At 73.1% G+C, this 18,024-nt stretch carries 18 protein-coding genes; 12 read left to right on the top strand and 6 right to left on the bottom strand.

Going from position 1 to position 18,024, the window contains the following annotated elements; translation table 11 throughout:
- The first annotated feature begins 102 nt into the window (after positions 1 to 102).
- The 6 genes from ACTOQ1_RS42350 to ACTOQ1_RS42325 all read left to right on the top strand — a co-directional run bounded on the left by ACTOQ1_RS42350 (position 103) and on the right by ACTOQ1_RS42325 (position 6,388).
- Positions 103 to 1,401 (top strand): amidohydrolase family protein, encoded by a 1,299-nt coding sequence (locus ACTOQ1_RS42350; RefSeq protein WP_440074168.1) that lies wholly within the window; start codon positions 103 to 105, stop codon positions 1,399 to 1,401.
- Positions 1,398 to 1,796, top strand: coding sequence for a DUF4440 domain-containing protein (locus tag ACTOQ1_RS42345; protein WP_440074167.1), 399 nt, complete (start codon positions 1,398 to 1,400; stop codon positions 1,794 to 1,796). Before ACTOQ1_RS42350 ends, ACTOQ1_RS42345 begins: the two co-directional genes overlap by 4 nt.
- A 115-nt stretch (positions 1,797 to 1,911) precedes the next feature.
- A complete protein-coding gene (locus ACTOQ1_RS42340) occupies positions 1,912 to 2,250 on the top strand; it encodes a TIGR04076 family protein (RefSeq protein ID WP_440074164.1) in 339 nt (112 codons plus the stop codon).
- Positions 2,251 to 2,315: 65 nt separating this feature from the next.
- Positions 2,316 to 3,395: an LLM class flavin-dependent oxidoreductase gene (locus ACTOQ1_RS42335; protein ID WP_440074162.1), complete on the top strand. Its 1,080-nt coding sequence runs from the start codon at positions 2,316 to 2,318 to the stop codon at positions 3,393 to 3,395.
- Positions 3,396 to 3,599: 204 nt separating this feature from the next.
- Entirely contained in the window at positions 3,600 to 5,057 is a 1,458-nt protein-coding gene (gene kynU / locus ACTOQ1_RS42330; protein ID WP_440074160.1) for a kynureninase, read from the top strand.
- Positions 5,054 to 6,388 carry an FAD-dependent oxidoreductase gene (locus tag ACTOQ1_RS42325; protein WP_440074158.1) on the top strand — a complete coding sequence of 445 codons (1,335 nt, stop codon included), beginning with the start codon at positions 5,054 to 5,056 and terminating at the stop codon, positions 6,386 to 6,388. The genes kynU and ACTOQ1_RS42325 overlap by 4 nt, the downstream gene beginning before the upstream one ends.
- A 110-nt stretch (positions 6,389 to 6,498) precedes the next feature.
- Here ACTOQ1_RS42325 and ACTOQ1_RS42320 read toward each other — a convergent pair whose 3' ends face one another.
- Positions 6,499 to 7,128: a helix-turn-helix domain-containing protein gene (locus ACTOQ1_RS42320; protein ID WP_440074157.1), complete on the bottom strand. Its 630-nt coding sequence runs from the start codon at positions 7,126 to 7,128 to the stop codon at positions 6,499 to 6,501.
- Positions 7,129 to 7,224: 96 nt separating this feature from the next.
- On the opposite strand from ACTOQ1_RS42320, the gene ACTOQ1_RS42315 reads away from it, so the two are divergent.
- A complete protein-coding gene (locus ACTOQ1_RS42315) occupies positions 7,225 to 8,589 on the top strand; it encodes a damage-control phosphatase ARMT1 family protein (protein WP_440074155.1) in 1,365 nt (454 codons plus the stop codon).
- A gap of 9 nt (positions 8,590 to 8,598) precedes the next feature.
- Here ACTOQ1_RS42315 and ACTOQ1_RS42310 read toward each other — a convergent pair whose 3' ends face one another.
- The 3 genes from ACTOQ1_RS42310 to ACTOQ1_RS42300 all read right to left on the bottom strand — a co-directional run bounded on the left by ACTOQ1_RS42310 (position 8,599) and on the right by ACTOQ1_RS42300 (position 11,038).
- Positions 8,599 to 9,267: an AIM24 family protein gene (locus ACTOQ1_RS42310; protein ID WP_440074154.1), complete on the bottom strand. Its 669-nt coding sequence runs from the start codon at positions 9,265 to 9,267 to the stop codon at positions 8,599 to 8,601.
- Positions 9,268 to 9,401: 134 nt separating this feature from the next.
- The gene (locus ACTOQ1_RS42305; protein WP_440074153.1) at positions 9,402 to 10,061 is read right to left on the bottom strand and encodes a DUF47 domain-containing protein; all 660 of its coding nucleotides are present in this window, start codon (positions 10,059 to 10,061) and stop codon (positions 9,402 to 9,404) included.
- Positions 10,058 to 11,038 (bottom strand): anion permease, encoded by a 981-nt coding sequence (locus ACTOQ1_RS42300; RefSeq protein ID WP_440074152.1) that lies wholly within the window; start codon positions 11,036 to 11,038, stop codon positions 10,058 to 10,060. Before ACTOQ1_RS42300 ends, ACTOQ1_RS42305 begins: the two co-directional genes overlap by 4 nt.
- Before the next feature lie 474 nt (positions 11,039 to 11,512).
- On the opposite strand from ACTOQ1_RS42300, the gene ACTOQ1_RS42295 reads away from it, so the two are divergent.
- From ACTOQ1_RS42295 to ACTOQ1_RS42275, 5 genes are all read left to right on the top strand, one after another.
- Complete coding sequence (locus tag ACTOQ1_RS42295; protein ID WP_440074150.1) at positions 11,513 to 12,214, top strand: RibD family protein; 702 nt, start codon at positions 11,513 to 11,515, stop codon at positions 12,212 to 12,214.
- Positions 12,215 to 12,224: 10 nt separating this feature from the next.
- Positions 12,225 to 12,671, top strand: a complete 447-nt coding sequence (locus ACTOQ1_RS42290; protein ID WP_440074148.1) for a dCMP deaminase — start codon at positions 12,225 to 12,227, stop codon at positions 12,669 to 12,671.
- Between the two features lie 496 nt (positions 12,672 to 13,167).
- Positions 13,168 to 14,406: a glycosyltransferase family 9 protein gene (locus ACTOQ1_RS42285; RefSeq protein WP_440074147.1), complete on the top strand. Its 1,239-nt coding sequence runs from the start codon at positions 13,168 to 13,170 to the stop codon at positions 14,404 to 14,406.
- 34 nt (positions 14,407 to 14,440) lie between these two features.
- Positions 14,441 to 15,475 (top strand): glycosyltransferase family 9 protein, encoded by a 1,035-nt coding sequence (locus ACTOQ1_RS42280; RefSeq protein WP_440074145.1) that lies wholly within the window; start codon positions 14,441 to 14,443, stop codon positions 15,473 to 15,475.
- A complete protein-coding gene (locus ACTOQ1_RS42275; protein WP_440074144.1) occupies positions 15,472 to 16,437 on the top strand; it encodes a UDP-glucuronic acid decarboxylase family protein in 966 nt (321 codons plus the stop codon). The genes ACTOQ1_RS42280 and ACTOQ1_RS42275 overlap by 4 nt, the downstream gene beginning before the upstream one ends.
- A 71-nt stretch (positions 16,438 to 16,508) precedes the next feature.
- Here the strand turns inward: ACTOQ1_RS42275 and ACTOQ1_RS42270 are convergent, their stop codons facing one another.
- Entirely contained in the window at positions 16,509 to 17,249 is a 741-nt protein-coding gene (locus tag ACTOQ1_RS42270; protein WP_440074143.1) for a hypothetical protein, read from the bottom strand.
- Between the two features lie 71 nt (positions 17,250 to 17,320).
- The gene (locus ACTOQ1_RS42265; RefSeq protein ID WP_440074142.1) at positions 17,321 to 17,914 is read right to left on the bottom strand and encodes a GNAT family N-acetyltransferase; all 594 of its coding nucleotides are present in this window, start codon (positions 17,912 to 17,914) and stop codon (positions 17,321 to 17,323) included.
- Positions 17,915 to 18,024: the final 110 nt, after the last annotated feature.

Below are 18,024 nucleotides of genomic sequence, written 5' to 3'. Positions count from 1 at the left end.
CGATCCGCGCGAGCGCGATCCCGAGCTGGTGCGCCGCGACGTCGCCGAGGGCTACGTCTCCCCCGACGCGGCCCGCCGCACCTACGGGATCGGGGCGGCCCGATGAACGGCGCGGTCAACGACGTGGTCCTCGTGAACTGCACCGTCACCGACGCCCGCGCCTGCGGTGTTCCCGGTGCGGCCCCGGGGAGCCGTACGGCGGCGGCCGGAGCGGCGAGTGACGAAGGGCGGATCGCCGACGCGGCGGTGTGGATCCGGGGCGACCGGATCGCGGCCGTGGGCCCCCGCGAGGAGATCCTGGAGCGGACGGGCGACGCCCACCCGATCGACCTCGACGGCGCGCACGTCACCCCCGGCCTGGTCAACATGCACACCCACCTGTCCCTGTCGCTCCCCGGCAGGGGAGGCGACAGCGTGAAGAACATGACGGCGCACGAGCTCGCCCTCTACATGGCCGACGGCGCCCGGCGCACCCTGCGCTGCGGGGTCACCACGGTGCGGTGCGTGGCCGAGAAGGACCACGCCGACTTCGCGCTGCGCCGGGCGATCGAGTCGGGCCGGGCGATCGGCCCGCGCATCTTCACCGCCGGTCGCGCCCTGGTGTGCACCGGCGGCCACGGGCACGAGGGGAGCGACACCCTGGAGTGCGACGGCGCCGACGGGTTCCGGCGCGGGGTGCGCAGCCAGGTCAAGGCGGGCGCCGACCTCATCAAGATCATGATCTCGGGCGGGATCGCCGGGGAGCACGAGAGGATCGACACCCCGCAACTGTTCTCCGACGAGCTGGCGGCGGCGCTGCAGACCGCGCACGCCTGGGGCCGCAAGGTCACCGCGCACGCGGGCCCGGCGGCGGTGATCGCCGAGGCCGTCGAGCTGGGCCTCGACTGCGTGGAGCACGGCTACCAGCTCACCCCCGAGGTCGCGAAGAGGATGGCCGAACGCGGTACGTCCCTGGTGCCGACACTGCTCGTCACCCGCTGCAAGGAGTTCTTCGACGAGCTCGGGGTGCCGGAGTGGATGCAGTGCCGCTCGCTCGGCGCCGGACCCCGGCACCTGGAGAGCTACGCCATGGCCCTCGACGCGGGGGTGGACGTCCTGCTGGGCAGCGACATGCCGCCGTTCTGGGACTTCGAGGGGACCAACGCCTCGGTACGCGAGCTGGAGTGCATGTCCGAGGGCGGCCTCGGCCCGGCGGCGGCGCTCCACGCCGGCACGCTCGGCCCGGTGCGCTGGCTCGGCGCCGACGCCGATCTCGGCACCGTCGAGGTCGGCAAGTACGCGGACCTCATCGCGATGGACGCGGACCCGCTCGCGGACACCTCGGCCTTCCGCGGGGTCCGCTGGGTGATGAAGGGCGGCCGGGTCGTCCGCGACGACCGGTCGGGATGGGAGAAACCGTGAACACCGCCTCCGGCGCGGACGCCGACCTGATCGCGGCGGGCATCGACGACATGTACGACGCGTTCCTCGCGGCGGACCGCCGCCGGTTCGACGGGCACCTGCACGCCGAGGTCACCACCTGGGAGACGCACCTGCCGGGACCGCTGCGGACCCGGGCGGAGCTCGACGCCTACCGCGACGACAGGGACGGCTCGGGCGCCCGCCCCCGCCTCGACCGGCTGGCGGCCGAGGACAAGCGGATCGACGTGTGGGACGACACCGGCGTCGCCCGCTACGTGCTCGTCGCCGAACCGCCGGGCGGGCCCGCGCGGCGCAGCCGGGTGACCGACGTGCTGCGCCGCGTCGACGGCGACTGGCTCATCGTGCACCACCACTCCGAACTGCTCACCTCGTGACCGGAGGCCGGCCGCCCGCGCGGACGCCGAGCCGGAGGCGGTACCCCCACCGGCCGGGCCGCACGCCGTACGACAGCGAGGATCACGGCCTGGACGGCCCGAGGGAGGAACCGGCATGGACGACATCGGCGGGAACGGCGACGGCGACATGGAGCTGTACGACCTGCGGGTGGTGGTCGACCGCATCGAGGGCAGATCCGTCTGCGGGATGGAGGTGGGTGACCGCTTCACGCTGGAGAACAGTGCCCACCTGCGGCTCCCCGACGGGGAGCACTTCTGCGTCTACGCGCTCGCCTCGGTGCTGCCCTTCCTCGCCGCCAAGCAGCGCGACCTCGCCGAGGGCGACTGGCTGGCGCGGGACACCCTGTTCGCCTGCCCCGACCCGGAGGAGCGGCTGGTGATGCGGGTGGAGCGGACCCGCCGCCGCCGGATGAACTCCGCCGACCTGACCTGAAGGGGCTCGCGATGACGACCGACCGAGGGGGACCGCGATGACCACCGCCGGGCCGGGGGTTCGCGATGAGCGCCGACCTGAGGGGGCCGCGCCGGCCGCCGGGCCGGGGGTTCGCGATGACGGCCGCTGAGATCGGTCTCGGCCTGCAGAGCGACAAGCGGGCCGGTGACTACGCGCGGCTCGCGCGCCGCGCCGAGGAGCACGGCTTCGACGTGCTGAGCGTGTTCGGCGACCTGATGTACCAGCCGCCGATCTTTCCCCTGCTGGAGATGGCCGCCGCCACCGAGAGGGTGCGGCTCGGCGCGGCCTGCCTCAACCCGTACTCGACGGCACCGTACGAGATCGCCGGGCAGCTCGCCGCCCTCGACCTGGCCTCGCACGGCCGCGCCTACCTGGGCCTGGCGCGCGGCACCTGGCTCGGCGCGGTGGGCATCGCCCAGCCCAGGCCGCTGACCGCGCTGGCGGAGGCCGCCGAGGTGGTCTACCGGCTGCTGGCCGGTGACACCGGCGGGTACGAGGGGGAGATGTTCCGTCTCGCGCCCGGCACCCGGCTGCGCTACCCCGTGCACCGGGCCCGGCCGCCGTTGCTCCTCGGCGCCTGGGGCCCGCGAGGGGCGGCGCTGGCCGGGCGGGTCGCCGACGAGATCAAGGTGGGCGGCAGCGCGAACCCGGCGATGGTCGGGGTGATCCGCGAGCGGGTCGCGGCCGGGGCGGTGGCGGCCGGGCGCGACCCTCGCGAGATCGGCGTCGTCCTGGGCGCGGTGACCGTCGTGGACGCCGACGGCGCCGCGGCCCGCGCCAGGGCGCGCGCCGAGGTCGCCATGTACCTCGCGGTGGTCGCCGACCTCGATCCGACCGTGGAGATCCCCGCCGACCTGCTCGGCCGGGTCAAGGAACTGGTCGGCGCGGGGAGGGACGAGGACGCCGGGCGGCTGATCCCCGGCGACCTGCTCGACCTGTTCGCCTTCTCCGGCACCCCGGAGCAGGTCGCCGCGCAGGCCCAGGCCCTCCTCGACGCGGGCGCGCACCGGGTGGAGTTCGGTACGCCGCACGGTCTCACCGACGACGGCGGCGTGGAGCTGCTGGGCGCCGAGGTACTGCCGTCGCTGGACCTTTCCCCGAAGAAGGTGGCGACAACGCGTTGACCGAGCGTGAGACGCCACCCTCCGGGGTGACGCTCCGTCATCTCGAAACCGGATGCCCGGAGAACCTTCCGTCCGCAAAGCGTGCGGCCGGAATCGTCGCGCGCCGCTAATTTCACCTCAGTTCAGTATGGGTGAACATAAGAGGGGAGGAGGAGACGACGTGACGAATGAGCGCGCCGGAGGCCCGGCGATCGAGGTGTCGGCGTGACGGCCGCGAGGACGGGACGTCCCGGCGGCCTCCGTGACCCGCGTGGTGACCCGCGCAGTGACCCGCGTGGTGACCCGGCCGGTGGCCCGCGCCGCGACCTGGGCGGACATGACGGTTCCGGCGGTCCCGGAAGCCCCGGCGGCCCCGGCGAGGGGGAGGCGCTGGCCGCCGACGCCGAGTACGCCGAGCAGGCCGGGGGCACCGGGAAGCCGGTGTGCCGCCGCGCGGAGTTCCTCGTCCCGCCCGCCCCCGCCTCCTGCCGTTACCCCGAGGTCGCCTACTTCGCGGGCAACTCGCTCGGCCTCCAGCCCCGTGCCGCCCGCGCCGCGATCTCCGCCGAGCTGGACGACTGGGCCCTGCACGCGGTCGAGGGACACCACCGGGCGGCACACCCCTGGCTGCCCTACCACGCCGAGCTGCGCGAGGACGCCGCCGCCCTGGTGGGCGCGTTCCCCGACGAGACCGTGGTGATGAACTCCCTCACGGTCAACCTGCACCTGATGATGGCGACCTTCTACCGTCCGGCGGGCGAGCGCACCCGCATCGTCATCGAGGACCACGCCTTCTCCTCCGACAGTTACGCGGTGCGCAGCCAGGCCGTGCACCACGGCCTCGACCCCGACGAGACGGTGGTCCGCCTGCGCCCCCGCGAGGGCGAGGACTGCCTGCGCACCGCCGACATCACGGACTACCTGGCCCGCGAGGGGCACCGGGTGGCGCTCGTGCTCCTCGGCGGGGTCAACTACCTGACCGGCGAGTTCCTCGACATGCCCGCCGTCACCGCCGCCGGGCACGCGGCCGGGTGCATCGTCGGCTGGGACCTCGCGCACGCCGCGGGGAACGTGCCGCTCGCGCTGCACGACTGGGACGTGGACTTCGCGGCCTGGTGCTCGTACAAGTACCTCAACGCCGGTCCCGGCGCGGTCGCCGGCTGCTTCGTGCACCGGCGCCACGTGACCGACCCGAAGCTGCCCCGGCTGGCCGGGTGGTGGAGCACCGAGCAGGCGACCCGCTTCGAGATGCGGCCCGAACTCGTCCCCGTCCCCACCGCCGACGCCTGGCAGATCTCCAACCCGCCGATCCTCGCCATGGCCCCGGTCCGGGTCTCGCTGCGGATGTTCGCCGAGACCGGGATGGCGGCGCTGCGGGAGCGGAGCCTGGCGCTCACCGGCTACCTGGAACGGCTGCTCACCGAGGTGGCCCGCGACCGCCCGCTGGAGATCGTCACGCCCGCCGACCCGGCCAGGCGCGGAGCCCAGCTCTCCCTCCGGGTGACCGGGGACGGCGCCGGCGGTGTCGCCGACCTGGCCGCCCGGTTGCACGAGGTCCACGGTGTCCTCGCCGACGTGCGGCGCCCGGACGTCATCCGGTTCGCCCCCGTGCCCATGTACTCCACGTTCCACGACTGCTGGCGGGCGGCCGACGCGCTCGCCGGGGAGGTGAGACCGGCATGAGTTCACCCGGCGAGGTCGCCGTGGTCGGCGCCGGGCTGGTCGGCTGCCTGACGGCCTGCTACCTGGCCCGCCGAGGCTACGAGGTCACCCTGTACGAGCGCAGGCCCGACCCGCGCGGGGCCGCCCCCGAGCGCGGGCGCTCGATCAACCTGGCGATCTCCGAGCGGGGGATCGACGCGCTGCGCCGGATCGGGCTGGACGAGACCGTGCTGAAGGCCGCGCTGCCGATGTCCGGCCGGATGACGCACGCCCCCGACGGCACGCTCGGCTTCCAGCCGTACAGCGCGGGAGGGCGGCGGGCGATCAACTCCATCAGCCGCTCGGAGCTCAACCGCACCCTGCTGGACGCGGCCCTCGGCATGCCCGGGGTCCGTGCCCTCTTCGAGCACCGGCTGACCGGGCTCGACGTCGACTCGGGCCGGATGGACTTCGACACGCCCGGCGGGCCCGTCACCCGTGCCGCCCCGGTCGTGCTCGCCGCCGACGGCGCCTACAGCGCGGTACGGGGACGGCTGCAGTTCCTTCCCGGCTTCGACTTCAGCCAGGAGTATCTCGACTACGGCTACAAGGAGCTGACGATCCCGGCGCGCGACGGCGGGTTCGCCCTCGACCCGGGCGCGCTGCACATCTGGCCGCGCGGCAAGGCCATGATGATCGCCCTGCCCAACCCGGACAGGTCCTTCACCTGCACGCTGTTCTGGCCCAAGTCGGGTCCGGGCAGCTTCGCGGAGCTGGACACCGCGGAGCGGTTCGAGGAGTTCTTCGCCGCCAACTACGCCGACGCCCGTGCCCTCATGCCCGACCTCGCCGGGGACTACGCCCACAACCCGATCGGGCACCTGGTGACCATGCGGGCCCGCCCCTGGCACGTACGCGGCACCGCCGGAGCGGTGGTCGGCCTGCTCGGCGACGCGGCCCACGCCATCGTCCCCTTCTACGGCCAGGGCGCCAACTGCGGCTTCGAGGACTGCGTGGAGCTCGACCGCTGCCTGGAGGAGACCGGCGACGACTTTCCCCGGGCCCTCGCCATGTACGGGGCCCGCCGCAAGGAGCACGCCGACACCATCGCCGAGCTCGCGCTGGAGAACTTCGTCGAGATGCGCGACAAGGTCGCCTCCCGGTCGTTCCTGCTGCGCAAGCGCGTCGAGCACGGCCTGGAACGGCTGCTGCCCGGTTTCTACGTCTCCCGCTACGAGCTCGTGTCGTTCAGCACGGTGCCGTACGCTGAGATCCAGCGGCGCGTCTCCCGCCGGCGCGGCGCGGTCGCCGCCGGGGCGCTCGGCGCGCTGGCCGCGGTCGCGCTGGCGGCCCGCGCCCTGCGCCGTCACTGATCGCTCCACGCCGTCGGTGGCCGCCCCCGCGCCGTCATCGACCGTTCGGCGCAGTCACCGATCCACCCCGCGCCGCCGCGGGCCGTCTCCGCCGCCCCGGCGGGTGGAGGTCAGAACAGCCGGGGGGTCACCACGGACACGACCGTGGTGACCCGGTCGGTGTCGTTGAACATGCTGTGCGGGACGGTCGACCTCAGGTGGACGCTGTCGCCCGGGTGCAGCCGGTGCTCGACGCCGTCGACCTCGTACAGGAGCTCGCCCTCCAGCACGAAGGCGAACTCCTCCCCGGCGTGACCGTAGGAGTTCTCGCGCTTGCCGCCGGGCGCGATGTGCACCAGCAGCGGTTCGAGCACCAGGTTCGGACCCCTGGCCGAGAGCATGCGGTAGGTCTGCTGGCCCGAGATGTACTCGGTGGCGGCCGTCGCCGAGCGGGTGAGCGTGAAGTGGCTCGGCAGCTGGGAGGCCGGGGCGCGCTCCTCCTCGGTCTCCTCCGCGGGCGGTACGTCGTTGAAGAACTCCGCCACGCTGCGGTCGAGAGCGGTGGCCACGCTGTTGAGCGCGGTCAGGCCGATGGAGGAGATACCCCTCTCGACCTGCGAGAGAAACCCGATCGAGAGCCCGGAGTGAGTGGCGAGACCGCGTAGTGTCAGACCGCGCTCCTTGCGGAACTGCCGCATCCGGGCTCCGACGGCGTCGTGGCGGTCCAGCTCCTCACCGCTGCGACGCTCCGATGTGCCCACCTACGGCTCCCTCCGTCAAGCGGCGTGACCGCCTGTTCGCTCTAGCTAAACATATTTCATAACAAGAGTCGTCCTGCGTCAAAAAAGGAGTCGGAAATGGCAGACGGTGATGCCCGGCAGCTGTCCGGAGTGCCCTCGGCGCCCTGCGATCCGCCGGAGTTCCTGAGCGATGTCCCCGGTTCCTATCCGTGGCGGGTCCTCCATGAACGGCACCCCGCCCTGATCGAGAAGGTCCGGGCCGCCACGCCGTACGACATCCGGGTGAACCGGGCCCTCGACCTGCTGCTCGAGGAGATCGAGGGGGTCATCGAACCGCTGGAGGGCTCCGCGCACGACCGCGACCTGTGGGAGAGCTGGGACCGGGGCCACATCGGGCGGCGGTGGGACGACGCGCCGTTCCTGTGGGCGGAGAGTTACTTCTACCGCAAGCTCCTGTCCGCGGTCGGCTACTTCGGCCCCGGCGCGTGGCAGGGCGTCGACCCGTTCGAGCCCTTCAAGCAGGCCGAGCTGTCCGGCGAGGCCGTCGACGAGGAGTTGCGCGAGCTCGACGCCCTGGCCGCCCTGCCCCCCGCCGAGCTGGCCCGGACGCTGACCCTGAGGGCGCTGTGGGGCAACCGGGCCGACCTCGTGTTCCGGGTCGCGGCCGGCCCCGAGCTCGCCGGCCGCGAATCCGGGCTGGTGGCCGACGACAGCGCGCTCCTGTGGTCGCTGATCGGCGGCGAGGGGGCCGGCTTTCCCGGTGCCTCCGGCGTTCGCGGTGTTTCCGGTGCTCCCGGTGTTCTCGGCGGTCCCGGGGCTGCCGGCGCCTTCAGTGTCTCCGGCGTATCCGGCGTATCTGGCGTATCTGGCGTATCCGGCGTTCCCGATGACGAGGCCGGTCACGGGGGTGTCGCGCGGATCTGCCTCGTCGCCGACAACGCCGGGAGCGAGCTGCTGCCCGACCTCGTCCTGATCGACCACCTGCTGCACGCCCGGGGAACGGGCGAGGTCGTCCTGCACGTCAAGCCGCTGCCGTACTACGTGTCCGACGCCACCCCGGCCGACGTCCTGGCCTGCCTGCGGCGCATGTCGGCCGCGGGCGGCGAGGCGGCACAGGCCGCGGGACGGCTGCGGGCGGCGCTCGGGTCGGGACGGCTGCTCGTCCGAGCGCACGCCTTCTCCTGCGCGCCCCTGCCCTACCGCGAGATGCCGGTCGGCATGCGGGAGGACTTCGCGTCCGCGTCACTGACGATCATGAAGGGTGACCTGAACTACCGCCGTCTGGTCGGCGACAGGGCCTGGCCGCACACCACCCCGTTCGCCGAGGCCACCGCGTACTTCCCCGGTCCGGTCGCGGCGCTGCGCACCCTGAAGTCGGAGGTCGCGGTCGGCCTGGACGGCGACGTGGTCAAGGCCCTGGAGGCCACCGGCCGCCCCTGGCTGACCACCGGCGCCCACGGGCTCATCCAGGTCAGGCCGTGACCACCGGGGTCAGCCGCCGGACTGGGGGACGATCGGGCCCTCGCTCGCCTGGACGAGGACGAAGCCTTCTCCCCGGAACGCGAGCTGCAGGGCCTCGCCGCTGCCTCGCCCGATCAGCGCCCCCGCCTTCATCGTGCGGTTGACGCCCACGTGCAACCCCGCGCTCCAGCACACCGCGGACTGGCCGTCGGCGAAGGTCGGCGCCTGGGCCGCGTCGAGGAGCACGGGGGCGCCGTGCGCGGTGACCGCCACCCAGCCGGTGCCCTTGAGCGTGGTGTTGAACAGGCCGCCGGCGGCGACGCCCGCGCCCTGGACGCGCTGGATGTCCCAGGTGAGCTGCGGGTCGAAGGCCAGCAGGTTGGTGCCGTTGACGGTGAGCGCCTCGTTCTCCAGGTAGAACAGGTGCACGTCAGTGGCGTTGTCGGCGAAGAAGATCACGCCCTGCCCGCGGACCCGCATCAGCGGCGCGCCCTCCCCGCTGACCATCTTCTTCAGGAAGCGGCCGACGCTCCCCGCGCCCTCGTAGTCGAAGTCCATCTGCCCCTGGAAGGCGACCATCGCCCCCTGTCGGGCCAGCACCTCCCCGCCCAGCCGCACCCGCAGCATCTTGGCGTTCTGCAGGGCGAAATGGTCGGGGAGCCGGTCCTGGTCAAGGTTTCCGAAGAATGAGCCACGCACGGGAGATGCCTCTCAGCGTCGGGGACGTCACAGGATGGACGCCGCATGGTGAATGACGAATCCGGCCGCGGGGGAGTTCCCGGCCCGCCGTCTCGTCGTCCCTGCGCCCCCGCGCGAACGGCCCCAGGACGCCCTCAGTGGCTCCGCTTGAGCATCGCGTCCGCGAGCGCGTCGGCGGCCTCGCCGAGCCGGCGGCCCACCGCGTCGAGCCGCGACAGCAGCTCGCGCCTGCGCAGGGTGTCCATGTCCAGCGGCCCGGCGAACAGCTCGGCGAGCCGGGCCTGATAGAGCTGGCGGACGCGGCTGCACGCCTTGCGCGTGGCCAGCACGGCCACGGTGACCGAGGCCGGGGCGTCGATCATCTTCAGCACGGCGCCCTCCAGCTCGTCGAGACCGTCGATCACCGCCTGCAGCGGTTCGGCCGCGAACCGCAGGTCCTCCGGCCCGAACAGGTCGATCTCGCGTACGTGGTCGCGCAGCTGGTCCAGCACGTCGTCGATCGAGCGGGAGAGCCTGAACAGGTCCTCCCTGTCGATCGGGGTCGCCAGCACCCGTCGCAGGAGCCGTACCAGCTCGGCCCTGGCCTCGTCCCCCTCGTGCTCCACGTCGGCCATCCGGGCACGCGCAGCCGACCGCTCGATCTCGCCGGACGCGACCGAGCGGGCCAGCTCGGCCCCCGCCCGCGCGATGGCGACCTGGTCCCTCACCAGCCCGACGATCCGCCGCCCCGACCGGCCGCGCAGGTCGTCCCAGGCGCGCGCGAACCTCCGGGTCCTGCCCTTGGCGCGCTTCATGTCAGCCTCAGCGCGAGACCGCCGAGACAGCCCAGCGCCATCGACGACGGCAGCGTGACCAGCCACGCCGTACCCACGTTCACGACACCCTGCCATCGCACTCTCCTCGCTCCCTCGCTCGTCGCCGCGCCGACCACCCCCGCGGTGATCGACTGGGTCATGCTCACCGGGCTTCCCAGGGCCGAACTGCCGAGGACGGCGCCGGTGGCCGCGGCCTCGGCGGAGACGATGTGCAGCGGGCGGGTGATGACCACCCCGCGGCCCAGCCGGCCTCCGACGCGGATCAGGCTCGCCAGGGCGCCGGCGAGGAAGATCGCCACCAGGGCGGCCATCCACACCGGCGGGACCTCGACGGGCCCCACCCCGCCGAGCCCGTCACGGCTCACCCCGATCGCCACGCTCACCACCGCGATCATCTTCTGGCCGTCGTTCACCGCGTACGCCACGCACTGGGCCGAGTAGGCGAGCAGGTGGGTGGTGAACACCAGCCGCGGCATGCGGCGGTAGGACGGCACGCGGTGCGACACGGCCCCCAGCAGGTAGCCCAGGGCCAGCCCGGCCACGGGCGCGCCGGCCCCGATCGCCAGGACGGTGCCCAGGTCGCGCCACGACACGGGGAGCCCGGCGCCGAGTCCCGCGCCGCTGATGCCGCCGATCACCGCGAGGGTCAGGCTGGTCGGCAGGCCCCTGCCGGTCAGCACCGCGACCACCGCCACCGCGATCACCACTCCCACCAGGAACGCCGCCGCGCCGCCGCTCGTCCCGAGCCCGGCCAGCCGCTCGGTGAACGTGCGCGCGACCGCGACCCCCAGGAGGTACGGGACGGCGAAGAGCACGGACACCAGGAGCACGGCGACCGCCCAGCCGGGGGAGCGGGGGAACCTGAGCCCGAGGCCGATGATGGTGGCGCCGTCGTTGGCCCCGCTGGCCAGCACGAAGAGGATCGCCACGACGGCGAACGCCAGGGTCCATCCCATCAGCGAGGGGACCGCCGGTCGTGCCCCGCGCTCTCGCGGCACTCGCGTGCCGGGTGGCTCGCCGTCACGCCTCTCCCTCGCCCCGGGCGGCGCGGGTGGCGCGGGTGGCGCGAGTGGTGTGCGTGGTGTGGGCGTGCGAGGCGTGGGCGGCGCGGGCGCACGAGGCGCCGGTGTCGCGGAGGCGATGGCCGGCCGGTCCTCGGAGACGGCGCGGGGGGCCGGGAAAGCGCCCGTGACCACGGCTCGGGGAGCTCACACGCATTTATGACCCTTCATTTGGAAAGCTTCAGTTTTAGGTTAACAGAGGGTAAACAATCGGGGAATTGCCGCTGACGTACAGATGACATTCCGTGTTCGCCGCCGCGTGGCCGATCGGGAGCGCGCCGGGCGGGACGCGCCGGGGGCGGGCCTCGCCGCGAGCGGACGGGAGGGAGGTTGTTACGATCGGCCGGTGCCCGACCGGGGAGGTGGAGGGTGGGCGAGCGCCCGTACGTGCTGCTGAGCTGCGCGATGTCCGTCGACGGATACATCGACGACGTCACGCCGCACCGGCTCCTGCTCTCCAACGACGAGGACTTCGACCGGGTCGACGCGGTCCGCGCCACCTGTGACGCGATCCTGGTCGGGGCGGGCACCGTCCGCCGCGACGATCCCCGGCTCCTGGTCAGGTCACCGGAGCGCGGGCGGGAGCGGGTCGCGCGCGGCCTGCCGCCCTCTCCGGCGAAGGTGACGCTGACCGTCACCGGGGACCTCGACCCGAACGCCGCCTTCTTCACCGCCGGTGACGCGGAGAAGATCGTGTACGCCGCGCCGGCGGCCGTGGCGAAGCTCGCCGGCCGTCTCGGCGGGGCCGCCGAGGTGGTCGACGCCGGTGCCCCGGGCGACGGCGGCGACGGCGGCGACACGGTCGATCTCGGCCGCGTCCTCTCGGACCTGCACGGGCGGGGAGTGCGCCGCCTGATGGTCGAGGGCGGCACCTCCGTCCACACGCGCTTCCTGCGGGAGGACCTCGTGGACGAGCTCCACCTCGTCGTCGCCCCGTTCTTCGTCGGCGACCCCGCCGCCCCGCGTTTCGTGCTGGGCGGGGACTTCCCCCGCGACCGACGCCGCAGGATGGACCTGGCGGAGGTCCGCAAGATGGGCGACGTCACCCTCCTGCGCTATTCGCTGAGCTGAGGAGGTCCGGATGAGCGACCACGACTGGCTGGAGCTGGCGTGCGACCTGGCGAGGTCGTGCCCGCCCTCGGAGACGGCCTTCTCGGTCGGCGCCGTGGTCGTCTCCGCCGGCGGCGAGGAGATCTCCCGGGGATACTCGCGGGAGGGCGGCGATCCTCACGTCCACGCGGAGGAGTCGGCGCTCGGCAAGATCTCCCCGGACGATCCCCGGCTGGCCGGTGCCACGGTCTACAGCAGCCTGGAGCCGTGCAGCGCGCGCAGGTCGCGTCCCAGGACCTGCACCCGCCTGATCCTGGACAGCGGCGTCCGGCGCGTGGTGATGGCCTGGCGCGAGCCGCTGGTCTTCGTCGACTGCCACGGGGCCGAGGAACTCGCGGCGGCCGGGGTGACCGTGGTGGAGATCCCCGAGCTGGCGGGCCGTGCCCGCGAGCCCAACGCCCATCTCCTCCCCGGCTGACCGGCTTTTGGGCACCCCGTCCCGTACGGCTCCCTGAGCCCTGCCCCCGGTCTCCCTGCCTCCGGTCTCCCTGCCTCCGGTCTCCCTGCCTCCGGCCTCCCGGCCGTCTGGTCATCGGGCCGTCCGGGTCATCCCGGCCGTCCGGTCGGCAGGGAGCGTCCGGTCCCGTCAGGGGACGTCCGGTCCCGTTCGGGGGCGCTTCAGTCTCGTGGGGGAGATCCACCGTCGCGGTGATCCGCCTCGTTACCCGGCCGGGGAACCAGCTAATCCTGGGAACGATTACTTATAGCGATAAAAGTAATCGCATAACCCTCTCAACTGCGCTTATATACGATTTTTCGGTTTGTGTGGCCGCTCCGCTCGGTAGTCATTAGATATCGAACGAGAGGCCGAGCACCATGAGATTTCTCGGAAAAAACGCGATATTTCATGATCCGTCGGCCGTCCCCGTGGTCAACGGGGAGACCACCGCCGTGGCCCGACCCGGGGAGCGGTGATGACCGGCACCGTTCTCGTCGCCCGCGTGGACAACGCGGGCGACGTCCTGCTGGCGGGGCCCGCGATCCGCGCGGTGGCCGCGAGCGCGCGGGAGGTCGTGCTGCTGACCGGGCCGTACGGCCGGGCCGCCGCCGAGCTGCTGCCCGGGGTGTCGCGGGTGGTGGAGTGGCGCACGCCGTGGATCGACCCGGCCGCGCCGCCCATGACCGGCCCGCACGTCCTGAGGCTGCTGCGGATCGTCCGGGACGTGGCCCCCGAGCAGGCACTGATCCTCACCTCGCACCACCAGTCGCCGCTGCCGCTGGCCCTGCTGTTCAGGCTCGCGGGCGCGTTGAGGATCGCCGCGATCTCCGCCGACTACCCCGGCTCGCTGCTCGACGTGCGGCACGTCGTCGACGAGGACGTGGACGTGCCGGAGCCCGAGCGCATGCTCGGGCTCGCCGGTGCGGCGGGATTCGAACTCCCCAAGGGAGATCCGGGCAACCTCGCCGTACGACGCCCGCTGCCCGACGTCGGCCACCTCACCGGGCCGCCCGGCTACGTGGTCCTGCACCCCGGGGTGTCGGCCCCGGCCAGGGCGTGGCCGGAGGAGAGCTGGTCGCGCGCGGTCCACGACCTGGTCCGCTCAGGCCGCAGGGTCGTCGTGACCGGCGGCCAGGACGAGCGGGCGCTCACCGCGCGGATCGCCTCCGGCGTCGGGCAGCACGGCCTGTCGCCCGGCCCCCTCTTCGCGGGCGGCTGGATGGGCGGTGGTCCCGTCCGCCTGCGCGGCTGGAAGGAGGCCGACGAGCCCACCTTCACCGAGGGCTGGGTCGACGGGCAGTCCGTCGCGACGGGCGGCCGGGGCTCGGACGACCCCTCGGCCCCACGCGGCGGGCGGCCGGGCGGGCGTCCGGGAAGGTCCGTCGTCGACCTGGGCGGCAGGACGACCTTTCCCGAGCTCGCCGCGGTGCTCGAGGGAGCGTGCGCGGTGGTCGTCGCCGACGCCGGTCCCGCCCACCTCGCGGCCGCGGTCGGCACGCCGGTCGTCAGCCTGTTCGCCCCCGTGGTCCCCGCCGGACGCTGGGCGCCGTACGGGGTGCCGACCGTGATCCTCGGCGACCAGCGGGCTCCCTGCGGGGGGACCCGGGCCGGCACCTGTCCGGTCCCCGGTCACCCCTGCCTGTCGTCGGTGCCGAGCACGCGGGTCGTGGAGGCGGTCGACCACCTGACGTTCGTGAAAGAGGCCGTCACATGAGGAGCGCCCCGACGTTCGTGAAAGAGGCAGTCACATGAGAGTCCCCCTGGTACCGGAGCACGCGAGCCCCCTCGAGACCGTCGGCGACACCGACGCCGGAGGGCGGAGCGTCGATGTGGCGGAACCCGCGGGGGACCGGCCGCTCATGGTGGTGCTGCGCGGGCTGGGACTGGGGGACCTGCTCACCGCGGTACCGGCGCTGCGCGCCCTGCGGCGCTCCCACCCCGGCCACCGGATCGTGCTGGCCGCGCCCTCCGCGCTGGCGCCCCTGGTGCCGCTGATCGGCGGGGTGGACGAGGTGTGCGACGTGTCGGGACCCGGTCACGTACCGCCGCTCGGCCGTCGCGTCGACGTCGCCGTCAACCTGCACGGGGGCGGCCCGCACAGCATCGCCGCGCTCCACCGCACCGGCCCGGCGCGGTTGCTCACCCACACGCACCCGGCCTTCCCCGACGCGTACGGACCGGACTGGCCGGACGGCGTGCACGAGGTGCGGCGCTGGTGCGACCTGCTCGGCTGGTACGGCATCGAGGCCGATCCCGCCGACCTGGAACTGGAGCGCCCCCGGCTCGGTGACGAGGGGTCGCGGCCGGTCGTCGTCCACCCGGGAGCCGCGTACCCGGCCAGGCGCTGGCCGCCGGAGCGGTTCGCGCTCGTGGCCGCGGAGCTGCGGGACAACGGGCACGAGATCGTGATCACCGGGAGCGAGAAGGAGCGGGACCTCGCCGAGCGGGTGGCGTTGCTCGCCGGGCTGCCGTCCACGTCCGTGCTCGCCGGGCGCACCGGCCCGCTCGAACTGGCCGGGCTGATGGCGAGGGCCCGGTTGCTGATCTGCGGCGACACCGGGGTGGCCCATCTGGCGGCGGCCTTCGTCACTCCCTCCGTGGTGCTGTTCGGGCCTGTCTCGCCCGCCAGGTGGGGGCCTCCCGAGACGGGGCCGCACACCGTCCTGTGGACCGGAGGCCTCGGCGACCCCTACGGGTACCAGCCCGATCCGGGATTGCTGGAGATCGGCGTCTGGGATGTCCTGGATGCCGCGGCGCGGTTGACGGAGGTGGGCGTGCGGTGAACGGGCGGCGGGTCGTGGTGACCGGTGGGGCCGGGTTCGTGGGCTCGCATCTGTGCGAGCGCCTGGTGGCCGAAGGGGCGGAGGTGGTCTGCCTGGACAACTTCCTGACCGGTTCGCCGCGCAACGTCGAGCATCTGGTGGGGTTGCCGGCCTTCCGGCTGGTGGAGTGTGACGTGACCGGTTTCGTGCATGTGCCGGGGGAGGTGGACCTGGTGCTGCACCTCGCCTCGGCGGCCTCGCCGGTGGACTACCTGCGTCATCCGATCGAGACGTTGAAGGCGGGCAGCCTGGGCACGTTGCACGTTCTGGGGCTGGCCAGGCAGAAGGAGGCCCGGCTGGTGCTGGCCTCCACCAGCGAGGTCTACGGGGATCCGCTGGAGCATCCGCAGCGCGAGAGCTACTGGGGCAACGTCAACCCGGTCGGGCCGCGCAGTGTCTACGACGAGGCCAAACGGTTCGCCGAGGCCCTGACCACCGCGTACCGCACCTGTCATGGCACCGACACCGCGATCGTGAGGATCTTCAACACCTACGGGCCCAGGATGCGGCCCTACGACGGCCGGGCCATTCCCACCTTCGTGCGTCAGGCGCTGCGCGGTGAGCCGATCACGGTGGCCGGTGACGGCGGGCAGACCAGGTCGGTGTGCTACGTCGACGACACCGTGGAGGGGATCGTGGCCCTGGCCCGCGGCGAGCTCACCGGCCCGGTCAACATCGGCAATCCCACCGAGCTGACCGTGTTGGCCCTGGCCGAGACGGTCCGCCACCTGACCGGCTCGGGATCACCGATCCGGTTCGTCTGCCGCCCCGACGACGACCCCGAGATCCGCCGTCCCGACATCTCCCTGGCCACCTCCGCGCTGGGCTGGCGACCGAAGATCGATGTCATCGAGGGGTTGCGCCGCACCATCACCTGGTTCACCCGGGAGCTCAGCGGGTCACAGGAGCTGGTCCCCCGCTGAGAGTCCCCCTTCCCGCCGTACGCGGACCTTCCCGCTTCCGCGGACCTTCCCGCCGTACCGAGGAGCGACGGTCAGGCGTGACCGTGACCGTGACCGTGGGCGTCGGCGCGTACGAGGCGCAGGAAGGCCTTGAGGCCGGTGATGACCTCGTGGTTGTCGGTGAGACCGTCAACCGTGTCCTCGAAACGCCGGGCGAGACCGGTGATCCGCCGCTCCAGGGCCTCGTCGCCGTTCCGCAGGTCGGCACCAAGCGTCTCGGTGACGCCCCGGAGCCGCTCGGCCGCCTTCGTCAGCGCGGTCACCTCGGCGGCCAGGCCGTCCACCCGGGCGACGAGGGAGACGATGTCCTCGCGAGGGTGGCGGGCCTCGCTCATCAACGTGGTGACCCGCTCGCGAAGGTGCGACAGGTAGGCGCCCGCCGGGCGGAAACCGGTGCTCAGCAGGTAGAACCCGGCGAAGTAGTAGCCCACCGAGGCGCCCGAGAAGTAGGTGATGACCGCCAGGAGCGCCGCCGAGACGACGTGGCCGCCGATGGCGAACCGGCGCATCCGCCGGGCGATCTCCAGAGCCTCGGCCTCGTGCCCCTCGGGCACCTCGATGCCGCGCTCCCTGGACACGTGGATCTCGTGGACCACCTGGCGTGCCCCGAAGTAGAGGTTCCACGGCAGGGTGAGGAGCACGATCAGCCAGATGAGGCTGATCGCGCCGAGCCCGAGCGACAGGAACGCGGAGAGCGGGACGTGGGCGTACACGAGCAGCCACGCCGCGACCACCGTGGCGACGAGCCCGACCAGGAAAATCCACCATTTCATGGGCTGAGCATTTCGAAGGTCAGGGAATGCGGGGAGGGCGCGCGCACTCAGCCGCCCCTGAGCATCCCTACTCAGACGCGTCCCGGCGACGGCCGGCCCGGGAACCGGACGGAACTCCAGACGACCTCGCCGTCCACCCTGTCGCCGGTCGGCACCAGGCCCGCGCGGCGGGCCACCGCCGACGAGGCGGAGTGGTCGGGATGGATGGTGGCGACGATGGTGGCCGTGCCGTGCTCCCTGAGCCACGCGACGAGTGCGACCGCCGCCTCCCCGGCGATGCCGCGGCCCTGCCAGGGGGTTCCCACGACCCAGGCCACGACCGCGCGGTCACGGGTGACGGTCGCCTGGACGTAGCCGACCAGCCGGTTCGAGTCGCCGTCCGGGCCGTCGACCGGCCGGTTCGGGTCGTTGTCCGAGTAGCCGTGCGAGCCGCCGTCCGGGGCGTCGAGGCGGATCACCCAGTTGAGCCACGACTCCTCCCGGCCCGGTGGCGGGGTGGCGACCAGGCGGGCGTAGCGGTCGCGGAGTTGCTCGGGGGTCTCGGGCGCACCGCCGATGAAGGCGTGCAGGGCCGGATCGCCGAGCACCTCGGCCATCTCGGCCGCGTGGTACACCGCCAGCGGCTCCAACGTGAGCCGGGCGGTTCTTACGGGTTCGGCGTCCATCAGTTCCTCCCGAGGGGACCGTCGCCTTCAGGCGACGGGGGAATCGGGAGCGGGAGGGCCGCCAAGGCCCGAGCGTGCAGTGACCCGTCTGACGTACGCATCAGAGTTCT

Source organism: Streptosporangium sp. OZ121 (assembly GCF_051918885.1).
Taxonomy (GTDB): Bacteria; Actinomycetota; Actinomycetes; order Streptosporangiales; family Streptosporangiaceae; genus Streptosporangium.
The sequence above is the reverse complement of the archived record's forward strand: the minus strand, read 5'-3'. Positions and strand labels throughout refer to the sequence as shown.